15 protein-coding genes and 1 pseudogene are annotated in these 17609 nt (G+C 49.3%); 3 read left to right on the top strand and 13 right to left on the bottom strand.

Annotation, left to right across the window (positions count from 1 at the left end; translation table 11 throughout):
* The first annotated feature begins 288 nt into the window (after window positions 1-288).
* Both Q0224_RS01655 and Q0224_RS01650 read left to right on the top strand, forming a co-directional pair.
* Window positions 289-542, top strand: a pseudogene (locus Q0224_RS01655) (helix-hairpin-helix domain-containing protein).
* 611 nt (window positions 543-1153) lie between these two features.
* The gene (locus Q0224_RS01650) at window positions 1154-2011 is read left to right on the top strand and encodes a DUF3108 domain-containing protein (protein WP_297948617.1); all 858 of its coding nucleotides are present in this window, start codon (window positions 1154-1156) and stop codon (window positions 2009-2011) included.
* Between the two features lie 184 nt (window positions 2012-2195).
* Here Q0224_RS01650 and Q0224_RS01645 read toward each other — a convergent pair whose 3' ends face one another.
* Genes Q0224_RS01645 through thiH form a run of 4 tightly spaced genes read right to left on the bottom strand, consistent with a single transcriptional unit; the run spans window position 2196 to window position 7193 of the window.
* Window positions 2196-4196: a hypothetical protein gene (locus Q0224_RS01645; protein WP_297948615.1), complete on the bottom strand. Its 2001-nt coding sequence runs from the start codon at window positions 4194-4196 to the stop codon at window positions 2196-2198.
* Between the two features lie 48 nt (window positions 4197-4244).
* Window positions 4245-5459, bottom strand: coding sequence for a thiamine phosphate synthase (locus Q0224_RS01640; protein ID WP_297948612.1), 1215 nt, complete (start codon window positions 5457-5459; stop codon window positions 4245-4247).
* Complete coding sequence (locus Q0224_RS01635) at window positions 5453-6067, bottom strand: hypothetical protein (RefSeq protein WP_297948609.1); 615 nt, start codon at window positions 6065-6067, stop codon at window positions 5453-5455. The genes Q0224_RS01640 and Q0224_RS01635 overlap by 7 nt, the downstream gene beginning before the upstream one ends.
* Window positions 6060-7193 (bottom strand): 2-iminoacetate synthase ThiH, encoded by a 1134-nt coding sequence (gene thiH / locus Q0224_RS01630; RefSeq protein WP_297948606.1) that lies wholly within the window; start codon window positions 7191-7193, stop codon window positions 6060-6062. The genes Q0224_RS01635 and thiH overlap by 8 nt, the downstream gene beginning before the upstream one ends.
* A 221-nt stretch (window positions 7194-7414) precedes the next feature.
* Here thiH and Q0224_RS01625 point away from each other — a divergent pair, with 221 nt between their 5' ends.
* Window positions 7415-8032: a tetratricopeptide repeat protein gene (locus Q0224_RS01625; RefSeq protein ID WP_297948603.1), complete on the top strand. Its 618-nt coding sequence runs from the start codon at window positions 7415-7417 to the stop codon at window positions 8030-8032.
* A gap of 358 nt (window positions 8033-8390) precedes the next feature.
* Here Q0224_RS01625 and Q0224_RS01620 read toward each other — a convergent pair whose 3' ends face one another.
* The 9 genes from Q0224_RS01620 to Q0224_RS01580 form a co-directional block, all read right to left on the bottom strand.
* Window positions 8391-9152, bottom strand: a complete 762-nt coding sequence (locus Q0224_RS01620) for a thiazole synthase (RefSeq protein ID WP_297948600.1) — start codon at window positions 9150-9152, stop codon at window positions 8391-8393.
* Window positions 9153-9681: 529 nt separating this feature from the next.
* A complete protein-coding gene (gene thiF / locus Q0224_RS01615; protein ID WP_297948597.1) occupies window positions 9682-10476 on the bottom strand; it encodes a sulfur carrier protein ThiS adenylyltransferase ThiF in 795 nt (264 codons plus the stop codon).
* A 978-nt stretch (window positions 10477-11454) separates the two neighbouring features.
* The gene (gene thiS, locus Q0224_RS01610; protein ID WP_177388158.1) at window positions 11455-11658 is read right to left on the bottom strand and encodes a sulfur carrier protein ThiS; all 204 of its coding nucleotides are present in this window, start codon (window positions 11656-11658) and stop codon (window positions 11455-11457) included.
* Window positions 11651-13243 carry an ABC-F family ATP-binding cassette domain-containing protein gene (locus tag Q0224_RS01605; protein ID WP_297948594.1) on the bottom strand — a complete coding sequence of 531 codons (1593 nt, stop codon included), beginning with the start codon at window positions 13241-13243 and terminating at the stop codon, window positions 11651-11653. The genes thiS and Q0224_RS01605 overlap by 8 nt, the downstream gene beginning before the upstream one ends.
* A gap of 214 nt (window positions 13244-13457) precedes the next feature.
* Window positions 13458-14585, bottom strand: a complete 1128-nt coding sequence (locus tag Q0224_RS01600) for a cation diffusion facilitator family transporter (protein ID WP_297948592.1) — start codon at window positions 14583-14585, stop codon at window positions 13458-13460.
* A gap of 20 nt (window positions 14586-14605) precedes the next feature.
* On the bottom strand, window positions 14606-14986 hold the full coding sequence (locus Q0224_RS01595) for a hypothetical protein (protein ID WP_297948589.1): 381 nt from the start codon (window positions 14984-14986) through the stop codon (window positions 14606-14608).
* Between the two features lie 113 nt (window positions 14987-15099).
* Window positions 15100-15267 (bottom strand): hypothetical protein, encoded by a 168-nt coding sequence (locus tag Q0224_RS01590; protein ID WP_297948586.1) that lies wholly within the window; start codon window positions 15265-15267, stop codon window positions 15100-15102.
* A 79-nt stretch (window positions 15268-15346) separates the two neighbouring features.
* Window positions 15347-16543 (bottom strand): tetrahydrodipicolinate N-succinyltransferase N-terminal domain-containing protein, encoded by a 1197-nt coding sequence (locus Q0224_RS01585; protein WP_297948583.1) that lies wholly within the window; start codon window positions 16541-16543, stop codon window positions 15347-15349.
* Between the two features lie 14 nt (window positions 16544-16557).
* Window positions 16558-17586: a hypothetical protein gene (locus Q0224_RS01580; RefSeq protein WP_297880751.1), complete on the bottom strand. Its 1029-nt coding sequence runs from the start codon at window positions 17584-17586 to the stop codon at window positions 16558-16560.
* Window positions 17587-17609 lie beyond the last annotated feature (23 nt).

The raw sequence follows: 17609 nt of genomic DNA, 5'->3' as shown, positions 1-17609 counted from the left end.
ATTAAAAACGTTTAAGCTTTACCGCGCCGAAGCCCCCTGCTAGCTCGCGGATAAAATTTCCGATAATGAGCGCGGCGGCGAGCGTCTTAGCACTAAAAAGAGGCGCGCATAAGCGCAGCGGCAGCCCGGCGGCGAGGTAAAATTTTAAAAATTTTTCGCGCCGCGTGGATAAAATTTTAAAACTTGCCTCGCACGAGTGAAATTTTAAAATTCCGCACTCTCAAGGGGTTTTAAAATTTTATCCAAATGGCGAGCCTGGCGAAATTTAAATAAAGATTGGGGTAAAATTTGAATAAAGGCGCGAGCGATTTTAAGAAAATCCCCTATGTCGGCGAGGCGACCGAGGCGGATCTGTTGGCGCTGCTTACGAGGATATCGCTTCGCTAAAAGACGCAGATCCAGATGAGATGTTTGAACGCACAAAGGCGCTCGGGCGCGGCAGCGACAGGTGCATCCTCTACGTTTACCGCATGGTTTGTTATTACGCCAGCACGCCCCATCCCGACAAAGCTAAGCTAAAATGGTGGCTTTGGAAGGATTAAATTTTCAAATTTGACCCGCGCAGGTCGTTTAAATTTGAGCGGATTTGCTAGCGATCGACGTGCTGTATTTGCGGCACGAAACGGTGCCTCACGGAAGTGCAAGCTAGCAAGTACAATGAACGGCGCAAATTTTATGCGCGAGCTTTGCGAACACAATGCGATAAAGTGACGCGAAGAGCGTAAATTTAACGGGCGCGGCGTAGCGGATAGTGCGAAGTACAAATATAGCCGCAATATGAAATTTTGATTTTATTCACAGGCACGCTTTGCGATGAAGCAGCCTGCACGAAATATAAAATCGCTCCGATTTCTGGCAAGCGCGCGCCAAGCCGTATACGCGTCGTAAATACAAAAACGGCGACAGTCGGTGTTTTTAGGCGCACACGGCGCGGCCTTTCACGACGGTGAGCGGTGGCGGCTGATATTTAATAATCACGCTATGGAGAAAATGAAATAGACGGCGCGAGTTTTGCTTTTTATGGTAAATTTTATGAACGCGGCGCAGATTCCCGCGCGAGCTCTACGAGCACAATGTAATAGAGCGGCGCGCAGAGCGTAAACTTAACGGGCGCCTTATGATGAGGGCGCCGCAAAGCGGAAGGACGGTAGGGATGAAATTTTTTGCTATTTTGATTTTATGCGCGAGCGCGCTTTTTGGCGAGACGATCAGCGCGAAATATGAGATTTCGTTCGGCGTTTTCGGCGCGGTCGGCAGCGCAAATACGCGGCTCGTGCGGCAGGGCGATCGCTACGAGATCGTCATGGATGCCGTTGCGCAGGGTGTCGCAGGCAGCTTAAGCGGGCAAAGGCGCGAGAGCTTCCGCTCGAAGGGGCGCGTCGTGGCGGGGCTTTTGGTACCCGATCTCTACGTCCACGAGGTCTCGCGCAAAAAGGGCAAAACGACGAAAAACGAGCGCAAAACCTACGCTTTCGACTACGCGCGCAAAACGATAAAATTTCAAAAGCTCAAGGGTACGGGCGGCGAGCTACAGCTCGTAAGCGACGAAATTTTGCCCTACTTCGCGACGAACGACCTGCTGAGTTTGTTTTTCAATTTCTCTAAGATCCCGCACTCGGGCGATAAGTTTTTCGTCCGAGCCGCGGGCGCAAAGAGCGCCGACGGAAGGATCGACATCGAAAGGCCGCGCGGAAGCGCCGCCGCAAATATCGCGAGCGAGCTCGGCATTGCGCCGCCTAGCGAGGCGGATACAAACTCCGGCGCAGCGGCAAGCGCAAGCTCTAGCGGAGCAGACACGAAAACCGGCACAACGGACGTAAATTTTAAAGGGCACGGCGCGAGCGCAGATAAGCAGGCTGCAGCGATCTACGTGGTTTTCATCAACCAGCCGATATTTTCGAGCAGCCGAGGCGAACTGCACCTAAGCCTAAACGAGCGCGGTTACGCCGATCGCGCCGTTTTGAAGGACGTGCTGCTCTTCGGCGACATCCGCGCGCGGCTCGTGGAATGAAAATTTTAACAATAGGCATTACTAAAAAATAAGTCCGTCTTTAAAATTTTTATAGCCTTAGGTCGCCCGCCATACCCCCCCCTCTCTCTCCCCGCCTAGACAGTAAAAGCATGTGTGAATTTTAGCGGACATTTTAGTGTAGATAAATTCGGTACCAAAATATACGAGTACAAAATTCAAAAATTCACTTCAGCAACTCATACTTAAGCATTTTCGGTCTAATTTTTTCTAGATTGTATCTTTCTAAAAGTATTTTTAATCTTGTTACTTTAGGGTATAAATTATGCTCGCGCCAAAGTTTACCAAATTCATCTTTATTATAGTATTCTAAATTTTTTAATCCGTTGATACTCGTTTCAGTGGATAAAAATTTATAAATTTCATAAATTTCAGTCGTTTTTCTTTTTTTATCTAGCTTTCTTTCAGCAACTTCCCAAAATTTAGAGTTACTATCACAAGCGTTGTATTGCGTGCAAAGTGCGAATAAAAGACAATCTTGTAAAAAATCCTCATCACTTTGATATTTTATTCCACCGTCGCTTGTTTTATACACAGTGTCTACAATGCGGTAATCTCTCGTTTCTCCCATAATTCCCGTTTCCGAAACCTTATCGCGAGAGGCACAAAATAACGGCAAAACTTTTAACAAATTTTCTTCGCTAACCCATTTTTTACTATATCTTTTTTCATCGGAATTTATACTTCCAGTAAGCCTTGGCGAAGCGAAAGAGAAATTACGCGCCTCTATTACACAAACCCCATTTTCTCTACCGTCATTCTGGTATAGCTCAGATATAGTTTTTTTAACCTTTTTTACTATAAAATCACTATCTATATCGTTTTTAAAATGTAGCTCATCATAAAATTTATCCTTATTACTCCAATGCAAAAGGGCTATCGCGCTTTCTACTACTGCATTAAAATATTTTTTATTACAAAGATAGCACTCTTTTACTTCTTTGTTGATTAAATTTCTAGATTTCCAAATTTTTATCGGTCCATAGTGAATGTATGCATAAGGCTCATAATATTTGAAAGTAGAAAAGCAAAATTGCTCATCAAGATCTTCGCCGCCGCCTGTATTGCTCATCTGCGTATGGACCCAAGTTTTTTGGTATTTTGATTTTATTCCGCCGCTTTTATTAGAATTTGTTTGAGCATAAGGCGGATTTTCAAGGAAAATAACCGCTAATCTTTTAACGCTATTCTTTTGTCTGTAATCATTGATAGCTCTTTTATACCAATCTACCCCCTCTTGCGATAAGGCATCTAGAACCTTAACGTTTGCCATACCGTTAAAACGAATATTTGCCGTCAAGGCCTCCGCTTCGTTTATTGTACCCAGTATCAAATGTGGATAAATTTCTTCATTAAATTGACTTTCTAAATTCCCGACACCGGCACAACGATCTATGATCACATAATCATCGAAGCCGTCTTTCTTAGAATTTCTTATCGCATTTAAAACATACTCCATAGAAATTTTAACGTATTTGGGCGGTGTAAAAAATGCACCTTCCATTTTTTGGACATATTTTTCATTCATTTTATCATTATTTAGTATTAGTCTATTTATATCATGCTTTTTATAATCAAACGGCTTAAACCAACCACTCATCCCCTTTTCTAAATATTCATATGCCTCTATCTTTGCGCTAACACCCATCATTTTATAAATATTTTGTATGACTTCTACCAAATCCACCTCCTCATCGGTCAGATCATACTCATATGTTTCTTTTTTATCGTCGAAATATTTTTTAAATTTACTGTGATCCAGATACCAATCAAATTTTTCTTGTAATTTACAATGGCAATCATATACTTCTACTAAAAACGTTTCAAGCTCTACATAAATACGATAATAAGGTATCGGCTCGCCATTTTGCTTCAAACGAGTTGGTATAATATCATAAAGTTCTTGATAAGCTTTTTTTGTTCCACCACCTTCACTATCGTTTAGCTTGCATTCAATAATGGTATTTCCTACGATACCGTCGCTTTGATCTTTATCCATACTTTCAGGACTTATGTCATAGCCTTGTTGAGCCAAAAAAACATAAAATACCCTTTGCCCCGCAACTTCTTGTTTAAGCATGGCATTTACTATGCCCTCTTTACTAAGACGTAAATAATTTTCTTTCATTATGCTATCTAAAACTTCTTTGTTCTTCTTTATACTCATTTTTATCCTTTTTTATAAATTTATAAATCGGATTTTAATCACTTTATTCTAATATAAAATCCAAGGTGTTTTTTCTCGCATCGCTGAGCTCATAACGGCGATCCTATCGGCTCCCGCGCGTAGGACGGAAGCGAAATTGTGCGGCGTTATGCCGCCTAGCGCGTAAATTTCGCCATCATAAAACCCACGCACGGCGCGGATCAAATTTAGCCCTTTCGGCGCAAGCCCCGCCTTGCAATCGGTCGCGAAGATGTGGCTCAGACATATCACGCTCGCGCCCAGCTCCAGCGCCTCGCGCGCCTCCGCCTCGCTGTGGCAGGAAGCGACCAATTTTTTGAAATTTGCGCGCAAAAACTCCGTGCCGCACACCGCGCTGAAGCTCCGCAAAACCCCGAGCGGCAGCCATAAATTTCTCTCGCCCACCCGCAGCGCAAAATCTGCAAAATTATGCACAAAGATCGCGGGCAGGCGCCTTGCACTCTCTGCACTCTGCGCGCCCTCCGCGCTCTGCGAACCTTCCGCCTCTTTCACGCTCTGTGAATTTTCTACGCCCTCTATACTTTCCGAGTTTTCTGTATACTGCGCGCTCCGTGAGCTCCCCGCATTTTTTGCACTATGCACATCATTCGCATTTTCTGCACTTTGCGCACCCTGCATACTTTCCGCATTTGCTGCACTCCGTGCGATCTCAACCGCGGGTTTTGTTTCGCATACGACGCCGCGAAGCGAAATCTCGCCAGGCGCGCTATCATTCGCGCAGTTTGCAGTGCCGGTAAAATTTTCAGACAAAATTTCATCTAAAACGCAAGCGGAATTTTTAGGCTGCATCACATCTGTAGCGACACCGTGCCCACGGGCCGCATCCGCGCAAAGCTCGTTCCTGCCGCCGCTCAAATGGAGCTTTTTTGGCAAAACTTCGTCTGCATCGCGCTCGCAGAGCAAAATTTTATCCGCGTAGGCCGCGCTCATGTCTAATTCGCCCTCAAGAGCTTGGATTTTGCCAAATTTAGCAGTGCAAGCTTCATCTGCAAAAATCACGTTTGCAAAAGCCTTATCCGCACAAAATCCGCTCTCGCAGGCGCGTAAAATTTTACCAAACAGCGCCGCATAGGCCGCTTCGTCTAAATCCTTTTCGCGCACGACGATCTCGCCTACGCCTGCCGCGGCAAGATCCGCTATGCGCGCGAGCAGCGCCGCCTCGCCGCCGCAGAGCGCACGATTTGTGATGATCGTAATGCGCGAAGCAAGCTCTAAATCTAGCATCCGCTCGCCCCCTTAAGCCCAAAATCCCAGCCCGTGGACGGCGTCGCACTCAAATTTAAAATTTCGCCTGCGATGCTAGGGATTAAAATTTTACTTGCTAGGGCGAGCGCCGAAACCCCCGCCGTCACGCCATATTTCAAAATTTCGCCCGCCGGAACAAGGACTGAAATTTCCGCCGCAGCGCTAAAACTCAAAGCGTTCGCCCGGCGCCTCGATTTTAGCGACCTTGCGTTGCCGCCGCATAAGAACCCGAAGCTCGCACCGTTTTTAAATTTAAAATTTGCGTCACCCGCGGGCTCGAAATTTGCGCTACCTTTAAATTTTAAATCCGCGTATGTGTTCCTAGGTCTTAAATTTACACGCGCATTTTGTAACTCAAAATTTCCCGCACCCGCTAATGCGGCGTAGAAAATTTTATCATCCGTCATGACGCCATAAATTTTATCTCGGCGTGCGGCGCTGCAAAATTCAGCGTCGTATTTTGCGCTGCAAATTTTACTTCTGCACTGGGCAGCACTAAATCCGCCCTCGAGCCTGACGCTGCAAATCTCGCGTCTAACGCCGTAAATTTCATCCACGCACGCGGCAGAATTTCGCGCCTCACACATAGATATACTCGCTCATCAGCGGCTGCAGCCCGCCTGCGCGGATCGCCTCGCAGACTTCGCTTACGCTGCGCGCGTCGCTGATCTCGAACTGCTCGTCGCCCCTCTGCTCGCTGTGTCCGCCGATACCCACGCTCACGCCCGCCGAAATTTTGCTCGCCGCGATCCTGATCGCGTTGTCGCGGAAGCCCGCCCTCTCGCGCGTAGAGATCGTGATCTGCGCACTTGGCAGCAGCAGCCGATACGCGCACATGACCTGCAGCAGCTCGCGCTCGCCGACGTCCTTCGGATTTATTTTGTCGTTGTTGATGATCGGGCGCAGGCGCGGCACCGAAAAGGAGATCTCGGCGCGCGGGTACTTGCGCTGAAGCAGCCACGCGTGCACGCCCGTGGCAAAGGCATCGCGGCGGAAGTCTCCGAGCCCCAAAAGCGCCGCGAAGCCCACACCGCGCATACCGCCTCTAATCGCGCGCTCTTGGGCTGCGAAGCGATACGCAAAAACGCGCTTGTTACCCGCAAGATGCAGCTGTGCGTAGCGCACGGGATCGTAGGTTTCTTGAAAAACGGTGACGAAATCGACGCCGCAAGCGTGCAAATGGGCGTAGTCGGCGGAGTTTAGCGGATAAATTTCGACGCCGATCACCTTAAAATACTGCCGCGCGAGCTCGCAGGCGCGCCCGATGTAGCGCACGGGGCTGTTTTTCTCGCTCTCGCCCGTGAGGATTAAAATTTCTTCTAACCCGCTCGCCGCTATCGCCTCAAACTCCGCCTTTAGCTGCGCCTCATCGAGCCTTGCGCGCGCGATTTTGTTTTTGCAGTTAAAGCCGCAGTAAACGCACAGATTGTCGCAGTAGTTTGAGATGTAAATCGGCGTGAAAACGGCGATGTTGCTGCCAAAATGCGCCGCTTTTTCGCGCGCTGCGGCTTGCGCGATCTGCTCCAAATGCTCGCCCGCGCGCACGCTAAGTAGCGCGGCGAAATCGCGCAGACTTCTATTTTTCGCGCCGATCGCTCTTTGCACGTCCGCCTCGCTCGCCTCCTCGCAAAAGCCCTCGCGCAGAGCAAGCGTGCGCTGCATTATCTCGCTTCCGATATCCTCCATGCCCGCTAGATAGCCGGTTCCCATCATCTTTTAAATTTTCCTTTTAAATTTTATTAAATTCTATGCGGCACGCTTTTGCGTGTAAATTTACGCGCCGCAAAGTTTCTTTTCGTTTGGTTTAGGAGCGCATTTTAGCAGGATTTCGGTAAAAAAAAAATTTAAAACGGAATGCCCCCGTTCGCATTTTAAATTTTAGTGATTATTAAAAGACGAAAGAATATACTTTTGCAAAATTTTAAGGAGAAGTAATGAAAAAAATCATCTTGGGTTTAGCTCTGTTGGGATCTTTGGCTTTTGGCATAACTTTTAGCAAAGAGCAAGTTAAACAATTTGAGCAAAATTGCGAAGCGGGTGATTTTGAGGCTTGCAGTTACGCCGGTGCTCTTTATAAAGATCCGACTGAATTTGGCAGAAACGCATCCGATAGGGACTATAAAAAAGTGCTTTATTATTACAAAAAAGCTTGCGACGGAAACGATTATGCTGCTTGCTCGGATTTGGGAGCAATGTATTTTAGCGGCAAAGGAGTAAAAAAAGATTATAAAAAGGCTGTCGAGCTATTCGATAAAGCTTGCAATGGCGGACTTGTGGACGGCTGCAACAATTTAGGTCGTATGTATGCGCATGGCAAAGGGGTAAAAAGAGATATGACACGGGCTATGGAATATACCGGAAGAGCTTGCGATGCGGGGAGCTGGGTAGCGTGCGGGAATTTTGCTTCAGTCCTTGAAGCCGATGGCGACAAAGCAAGGGTGGCGCAATACTATCAAAAAGCCTGCGAAATGGGCAAAAAGGATCAGCCGCTATTCGACTATGAAAAAGACTATTTACGAGAATACTGCGATAAATACGACATACTAAAATAGCCCGCTGATCAATCGGGTTTCTCTCGATCGGGCTGCTTTCAGCCCGATTAAATTTTAAAATTTGATCGCCGAGCTTGCCGCGCATTGTACCGCTGCCAAATTATACTTTTCGCCACTACACTTTAAGATGCCTAGCGAAGTGCGGAATTTAGGTCGTTCGGCATAGGGCTTAACAAAGTGTGCTGAGATTTAACTCACATGGCGCAAATTTGCACGGCGCGAAATTTTAAAATTCCACGCCGCATCTATCGGCTGCCACGCCGAGCTTGCGCAATATGTATCTGTACAAACCCAAGAAAAGCGAATTGGGTACAAAAAACACGGCTCGCGCAACCAAGCGCGGTTAAAATTTTAACCGCTAGCGCAAAAATCCCGTTAGCGGCGAGCTTGCGCTGGCCGTTTTGCAAACGGCACCGAGCCCCGCCAGGTAGGCATCGCGCCCCGCCTGCACGCCGAGCGCAAACGCCCGAGCCATCAGCGCCAGATCCCCGCTCGTGGCGATCGCCGTATTTACCATCACCGCAGCACAGCCCATCTGCATCGCCTCGCAGGCCTCGCTAGGCGCGCCGAGCCCCGCATCTACGATGATCGGAACGTCGATTTCGCCCAGCAAAATTTCGATCATCCCGCGCATCATCAGCCCGCGATTAGAGCCTATTGGCGCAGCCAGAGGCATCACGGCGGCAGCCCCTGCGCTTATCAGATCGCGAGCGACGCACAGATCGGCGTGCATGTAGGCAAGCGGCACGAAGCCCTCGCGCGCTAGGGCTTCGCAGGCTTTGATCGTCTCGGCGTTGTCGGGCAGAAGATATTTGCTGTCGCCTATGATCTCGATCTTTACGAAGTCGCCGCAGCCCAGCTCGCGCGCGAGCCGTGCGATCCGCAGCGCCTCCTCGGCGTTTCGCGCGCCGCTGGTATTCGGCAGCAGCGTGACGCCGCGAGGGATGAAATCCAAGATATTGCGGCTCTTGCTTTCGTTCACGCGGCGCAGCGCAAGCGTGACGATCTCACAGCCCGCGTGCCGCACGCAGGCGTCGATCATCGCGTGATCGAACTTACCAGAGCCCATTATCAGGCGCGAGCTAAACTCCCTGCCGCCTAAGATCAGCTTATCGTCCATTCTATCCTCTTTAGTTTAAATTTTCGTTTTATGCGCAGCGCAAATGACACATATCGGCGCTCGCAGTGCATTATATACAGCGCGAGATTGCGGCACAGATGTGCGCCTTGCTTCTATCGCTATTTTTACGCGCTGCACGACGCCGCGCCCGAGCTTTAAAATTTCCTGTCAAAATTTTACGCCACGACACAAAATTTTAAAATTTCACGCGCAGACTGCGGCTCGCTTCGCTGCGCGGAATTTTAAATCCTACGTTCAAAAGTAGTTCGCTCGCGCCGAATAAATTTTAAAATTCTACTTACCCGCGAGCTGCGCACGACAAATGGTTTAAATTTCGTCGTTTAAATTTAGATCTCGCGGCTAAATTTACGCGGCGCGCGGTAAATTTCACGCCGTCTTAAAAACGCGCGCTGTATACCCGCCGAAACGCTCGCCGCTTCTCAAAAATAATCGCGCGAGGCCTTTAAATTCAGCGGCAATGCAAGCGCGTAAATTTAGAAACTCCAAAGCGCACGATTAGCGGCCAGGCCTAGCCCTCCTCGCCTAAAATCAGCCTAAGCGCGACGTTTGCCTGATGTGCGGCGCAGATCGCCACGCGCGGCGCGAGCAGCCCCACGCCCTGAGCCGCGGCGCTTTTGCGGTCGCCGCATACGAAGACGTTTTTGCCGAGCCGCGTCGTGCGGATCTCGTTGGCGTCGCCGCTGCCAGCCATACCGCTAGCGCAGATCAAAAAGCGATCCGTTCCGCCGAGCGCATCGAAAATCATCGCTTTCGCCGCCGCGTTGTCGAAGCACTCGCAAATTATACGCTCGTTTTTTAAAATTTCGGCTACGTTTTGCGCGGTAAGTCGCTCGTTTAAGGTTCGTACGCGCACGAACGGGTTTATGCGCGCGATTTTTTCGCACAAAGCGTCCGTTTTGGGCTTGTAGAGATCACCGATCTCGTACTGCTGGCGGTTGAGGTTGGTCGGCTCGACGACGTCGAAGTCGATCAAAAAGAGCTCGCTCACGCCTGCGCGCGCAAGCAGGATCGCGACGTTTGAGCCGAGCCCGCCGAGCCCGCAGATCGCCACGCGCGAGCCTTGTAGCGCCTCGTTTACGGCGGGGGCGTTGCGAGCAAACATCAGCTCGCGAAGCTCCTGCGGCGCCAGCTCCGCACCGCGCGCGAGCAAAAAAAGCTCATCGCCAGCTTTCAGCTCGCAATTCTGCGTGCTCGCATAGCCGTTTATCACGGCGATCTCGCCGCTAAATTTAACCTCGCGCTTCAGCCCCTCAAGATCGCTCGCGCCCGTCTCGTAAGCTTTGCCGTTTAATTTTATCTGCATTTTGATCCTAAATTTTATCTTTTTGCCGTTTAAATTTATCGCGCAAATTTAAACTTGCGCGCGGCGCCTTGCATCTGCGCGAACATAGCGCGCATTGATGCGGTATTGCGGCGCGATTGCGACAGAAATCTGCGCGGCTACTACGCACCGCACAAACGCTTGGCACGAGCTGCGATGCACGCGGGGCGCACCGAGCGCATCGCACGCGATTTTGATCTGCAAATTTCATCCTGCTTTTAACGCGTAATGTTTCAAGCCTACTGCGCGCATTGCGTTCAGCTAATACGGCGCCATCGTAGGGCCTCTGTACGAAAACACAGAACAAGCCAAATCCGCTAAATTTAGCGCATTAACCCAACTTATCGGTTAAATTTAAATTCGCGAAGCGCTAGAGCGATCCGCCAAACTTAAAAGCCGCTAAACGCCTGAATAAACCGCGCTGCGGCTAAATTTAAAATTTCAAGCCCGACCGACGAAAAAGCGGCACGCAGCAGCATACGTTGCAGCGTACATGGCGGCAGAAATCTCGGGGTAAATTTTAAACCCCGCACCCAAATCCCGCAACTTCGGCGTAAATTTTAAAGCCATGCTCAAGCCTACGGCGCCGATGCAGTTTTAAAACCCACATCCTGCTGCCGCGGCTGGCGACGCAAATTAACGTTCGGCTACCGCAATAAAAATTTAAACTCTATCGCCGCGGAGCGAATTTTAAAACTTCTGCGTTTCGCCGCCGCGGCTTAGTTCGCTTACAAAATTTAAAGCTCGCCGCAGGCGCCAGACTACCGCGGCTTCCTCATAAATTTAAAAATCCCAAACACCGCTATGTCTCCGCTCCGCCGTATCGCTTAAAATTTTAACGACGCACGTGCAAATTTAAGCCTCCGTCGTCGTATCGCCGTACCGATTAAAATTTAGCGGCCTCCGAACAGATTTAAAACTCGGTCGCCGTAATTTTTAACGCAATTCAAAGCTCCGATCTCAGCCGCCGCCTACGAACTCGACGATCTCATATTTTTTGCCGCTTGAGATCTGCGTGCGCTCCCACGCCTCTTTTTTTAAAATTTCGCCGTCGCGCTCGAGCGCCACTAGGCGCAGATCGTGTCCGCGCCGGCGTAGAAACTCGCTCACGCTCATATCCTGCGCGAGCTGCAGAGGCTCGCCGTTTACGCAGATCTCAATCATCGCTCGCCCCCAAGCTCTCGCGATACTCCTCGTAAGTGCCCCTAAAATCGACGATTTCGCCGTCTCCTTTGAGGTGCAAAATTCTATTTGCAAACGCGTCGATGAGCTCGCGGTCATGGCTCACGCAGATCGCGCAGCCCGCGAAGTTATACAGCGCTTCGCCGAGCGCGATGATCGCCTCAAGATCGAGGTGGTTGTTGGGCTCATCAAGCACCAGTAGGTTCGGGCGTTGCAGCATTAGCTTGCTTAGCATCACGCGGTGCTTCTCGCCGCCGCTTAGGCTACCCACGCTTTTCTCCTGCTCCGCGCCGCTAAAAAGCATGCGCCCAAGGCATTTGCGAATTTCATCCAGATCCCTATTCTGCGGGCTTTGTAGATATTCGTAGAGCTTGAGCTCGCCTGAAATTTTATTATTCGTATCCTGCGCGAAGTACCCGGGCTCGATCGTGGCGCCCATGTGAACCTTGCCGCGCTGCGGCGCGAGCTCGCCCATGATGATCTTGCAAAGCGTGCTTTTGCCCACGCCGTTTCGACCGATGATGCCGATCTTATCGCCGTGAGCGAGCTTGAGATTAAAATTTTTTAAAATTTCAATCTCGCCGAAGCTCATATCTACGCCGCTTAGCTCTAAAATTTCATTACCGATCTCGCGCGCGGGTTTAAATAAAATGCTAGGCTCCCTGCGCGAAGAGGTCGCAAGCTCGCTAAGATCGAGCTTATCGAGCTGTTTTTGGCGGCTCGTGGCCTGCTTCGCCTTACTTGCGTTGGCGCTGAAGCGAGCGATAAATTTTTCAAGCTCCGCCTTTTCTTTGAGCTTTTTCTCGCGCTCAAACTGCGCCTGCTTGGCGATGAGATTGGACGCTATGAACCAATCGTCGTAATTGCCGCTAAATTCGCGCACCCGCCTAAAGTCCACGTCGAGGATGTCCGTGCAGACGCGATTTAAGAAGTGGCGGTCGTGGCTGATGACTACGAGCGTACCTGTGTGGCGATTTAGCTCAAACTCAAGCCACGAAATGGCGTCGATATCGAGGTTGTTCGTAGGCTCGTCCAAAAACAGCACGTCGGGGCGCGGGAAGAGCACCTGTGCGAGAAGAACCTTAAATTTATCGCTCGTCTCGATCTCACTCATCTTTTTATCGAAGTCGTTCAGCCCCAGCGAGCTTAAAATTTTCTCGATCCGCGTTTCGTACTCGTAGGCGGGATCCTCCTCCGCACAGATCATCTCAAGCTCGCCTAGGCGCTCGTTTATCTCGTCGTTAAACTCGCCCGCTTCGTAAAGCTGCGTCTTTTCGCGCACGGCGTCATAGAGGCGCTTGTTGCCGTAAAGCACGGCGTCTTTGACGCTGAAGCTTTCAAAGGCGAATTGATCCTGCCCCAAAACGCCGATTTTAAGCCCGCTTTCAATCAAAATTTCGCCGCTGCTAGATTCGATCTGCCCGCTTAAAATTTTAAGCAGCGTCGATTTGCCCGCGCCGTTTGCGCCGATGAGACCGTAGCGCCTGCCCTTATCGAGGCTCAAATTTACGTTTTCAAAAAGTAGCTGTTTGCCAAAGCGCATCGTTAGATCTTTGATTTCAACCATATTTTTCCTTTTAAATTTCTCTTTGCGTTGCCTTGCGCGCGGGCTTCTGCTAAGTTTTGCGCACAAATTTCATCTCGCGGTTTATTGCAGCTTTTGCGCCGCGCGGAGCTGCGATAAATTTCTCCTATTGTAGCTTAAAATTCTGAAATTTCGCCGAAGGAGCGCGGACGGGCACGATTAAATTTAGACCGCCAAAGCTAGAGCAATTTAAATTTTAGCCGCTGTAATCGCTATCGCGAGTGATGATGAGCGTGTAGTTCGGATACGCGGCACGTACCTGCTTGCAGACCGCGCGAAACGTCGCCTCCATGTCGGGCGCTGCGAAATCGACGATAACGTCGAAGCTGATCGAGTGTTTTGGCTCGTCGAGATAAAATCCATGTATCTGCGAAACGAACTCGTGCGATAGCGCCATCTGCTTGATATGTTCGCGGATCTCGGTGGCGCGCGGATCGTTTTTATTAAACGCGTAAATTCCTACGGTGTCTAGGATGATATTAAATTTCGCAAAAACGGCGTTTTGGATGCGGCGTGTAAGAGCGTCGATCTGCGCTGCGGTCGTGTCCTCTGCGACCTCGATGTGGATGCTACCGACCATCTTATCGGGCCCGTAGTCATGAAACATCAGATCATACGCGCCGATGACGCCCTCAAAGCCGCGCACGACGTCGTAAATTTCATTCGTCAGCTCCAGACTCGGGCGCGAACCCAAAAGCTTGCTGATCGTATCGCGCAGAATTTCATACGCCGTTTTGATTAAAAGCGCCGAAATTATCGCGCCCAGATACGCCTCCAAGCTCAGCCCGAAAATAAGCGAAATCAAAGCCGCTACGAGGGTGGCTAGCGATACGAGCGCGTCGTATTTGGCGTCCACGCCGCTAGCGATGAGCGAGTCGGAATTTACGCGCTCGCCCGTCTTTTGCGTATAGAGCCCCAGGCTAAATTTCGCCGCGACCGCCACGGCGATGATGGCGAGCGAAACCGCATTATAATTCGCCGTTTGCGGATGGATGATCTTTTTGATCGATTCAACGAGCGAGACGCCGCCGGTGTAGAGGATGATGACGGCGATTACGATCGCGCTTAGATACTCGATCCTGCCGTGTCCGAAAGGGTGCGCGCGATCGGGCTGCTTGCTAGCAAGATGCACGCCCACGATCGTAATGACGGATGAAAGTGCGTCGCTTAGGTTGTTTACGGCATCAAGCACGATCGCGATCGAGCCCGAAATCAGCCCCACGACGCCCTTAAATGCCGCTAAAATTACATTTGAAACGATACCGATCACACCGGTGCGAACGATAATTTTATCTCTGCTATACGCCGCTTGAGGTACTTCCATTATTTATTTCCTTTGAAATTTTATTCCAAGCCGCAATCGCTGCGCGTATAGGCCAGATCGGCGATTTTTTCGCCGCTTTGCAGAAATTCTCGTACGCCTATGCGATTTAGACCGCCCGCTTTCATCATCGCGCAGACGTCCTTTTGCCTGTTGGCGCGCAAAATGCTTTCAAAATTTTGCTTGATTTTGGGATCTACTTTGTCCCAAATTTCATTTTTTAGAATCGTGGGAATTACAAATTTATCGCCCTCGCATGTAGCCGCGCCCAACTCCATATTTTTAGTCGCGGGGTGACTGTGCCCATTTACGGCGTCCGCCAAAGCTTTGCAGCGCTCGGCATCTCCCCCAAGCGCCGCAGTGCAGATAAATACGCCAAACAGGGCGAGTATAAATTTTTTCATTTTTATCTCCTTATTTTTATTTGAAATCTATCATATTAAAATTTTAAATTCAATCTATTTTTAAAATTTAAGAACCCTCTGCGCGGCAAAAATCCGCGAGCCGCCAAAATTACTTACATTAAAATAGCGGCGTAAATTCCATAAATCACCGCTAGAAATTTTCTAAATCGCGGCAAAAATTCTTTAAATTCCGCGTGAAATTCTATGAGTAGAAATTTTGCGACGGATCGCATGCGCTCGCTCAAAGCGGCGTGCGGCGAGATCGTCCGTATCTTTTTCAAACTCGCCGTTTAAGTTATAGATTTAACGCAGCTTAAAAAAGCTCCAGCCGATCTGCGCCCGCCGTTTAAATTTATAAATTTAATGCAGTTCCGCGTTGAGTTTGATCGCACGCTTGCTAATGCTTGCCGTAATCTGTCCGCTTTGGCTGTTTTGTCGGAAGTGCAGTCCGCTAAGCCCGGCAAGCTCAAGCCCTTTATAAATTTCACGATCGAACGCAAAGCCTGGATTTAGCGCTGCTAGCGCCTCGCGATCCTTTTGTGCGATAAAAACCTTCGTGCCCTCAAGTACCGCAATACCGGCATCCACGATGCAGCGGTCGCCTAGCGGAATGCCCGTGACGGAGTTTGCGCCCAGCAAGCAGTGCTTCCCGATGCTCACAGCATTGCCGTTGGTGCCGCTTAGCACGCCCAAAATCGACGCGCCGCCGCCTATATCGCTGCCCTCGCCCACGACGACCGAGCTGCTGACGCGCCCCTCGATCATAACGCTGCCGATCGTGCCTGCGTTGAAATTCACATACGCAGCGCCCGGCATCACGGTCGTACCCGCGGCGATATGCGCACCCAAACGCACCTTCGCGTCATCTAAAATCCGAACGTTTTGCGGCGGTACGACGTGGCTTAGGTAGCGCGGAAATTTATCGACGCTGATGATACGCGGATAGCGGCCTTGCATTTTTAAATGGATTTCGTTTTCACGCAGCCACCAAAGCTCGATCGGGCGAGCGTTTTCGTCCCATGCGACATTCGGAAGCACGCTAAATGCGCCGTCTAGATTGAGCGTGCGCGGCTCGCAGAGATTTAGCGAAAGCGCATAAAGCTTAAGATAGACGCTCTCGACGCTTTTTGGCGCGGCATCCTCAAAGATAAAACTAGCGCAAAAGCTCGCGTGCTCGTCCGATTTCATCGCCTCTTTAACCGCGAGCAGCACCTGTAGGTTTTTGTGCGCGCCCTCTTTGGCGTCTAGCTGTAGAAATTTTAAAGCCTCGATCGCCTTTTTTAGGGCTTTATGAGTCAGCGGAAGGACGCACTCACTACCGCTAAAATCCACGACCTCGCCGCATTCGGTTAGAGCATGGATTAGCACTGCTGCGCTTACTAGCCCATCTTTAAAATTTACGTGCGCGTAATTCACGCTTAGGCTTTTATGCTCCTCCGCGCACCCCTTAAATACGCGCCCGACCGCCCACATGATCGGATCGCGATAGCCTTTGGCTGCTCGCACGCCCTGTATAAGCTCATTCAACTCCTCTATCGTTTTAAATTCTTTAGACATTCTTACTCCTAAAATTAATTAAAAATATCGTTTATTTTACCGCCTTTTAGGCACTTTTCACGATCGATTTCGATTTGTTTTTTGAGCTCGGCGTCCTTGGCAAACACGCTTTCATCCACCAAAGTACTCGGCAAATTTATCATAATCGCGTCGTGAGAGCCGCTAAAACCGCTTAAATTTTGTCCAAAATCTTTTTTAATGAGCTCGTTTTTGCTACTTATATCTCCGCCATCGCAGTGAAAGTCCGATCCGCCGCCAACACAATCGCATCTTATTTTGGTATTATCATCGTATACACGATTCACCAAATAAACGTTTTCTTTCAAATTTATACTGCTTATCGGATTAAAAACGAGTACGGCTAGAATTTTATTATTATGCGGATTTGACACCTCCCAGCGTACGGCACGATATGAACTTAGCATCACTACAAGCGGCTTTTTCGATTTTTCTAGCGCGACGACTACTTTATTATCATTCACATCACTTTCGTAAATGGCAGCTAGCCATATATCGAAATTTTGACCTTTTAGCTTAGCAGCTACCTCGCTTTGTTTATAAAAATTTGGCTCATCCTTAAAATCCACCAAAAGGCTAGTGGTATGCCAATTGTTGGCGAACCAAACCTCGATCTTGTGGCGCCCTTTACTAAATTTATGTACGACGGCTTTGTTTCTAGCATTTTCGGAGTCGTATATCTGCTCGCCGTCTATCGCAATACGTAAATTCGCCCAACTAAAATCCGCCAAAATCATCTGTTGCACATCCTGCTTGAAGTCGAAATTCCCGACCCAATAGGCGATAAATTTTTCGGAAGGTATTTTGTGGAACTTGTCGTAAGCGAAATTTAAATTTATATTTTCGACCGTTTCCGAGAAAACGACGGTTTTCGGATCGTCTTTATTTAGGTAAAAAGCCAAAAACTTATCCGCTGGAATCTGCTTGCCCGCCGTGATCTCACTCGCCCATTTTTGTGTGTCGTTAGCGTTTGCACAAGCAAGAAATACGCAAAAAGCCAGTAAAAATACTCTTAAAATTTTCATTTTTTCCTCCAAATTTTAAATTC

The organism is uncultured Campylobacter sp. (genome assembly GCF_938002845.1).
Lineage (GTDB): Bacteria > Campylobacterota > Campylobacteria > Campylobacterales > Campylobacteraceae > Campylobacter_B.
Note: the sequence above shows the minus strand (reverse complement) of the source record. Positions and strands in the feature narration are given on the sequence as shown.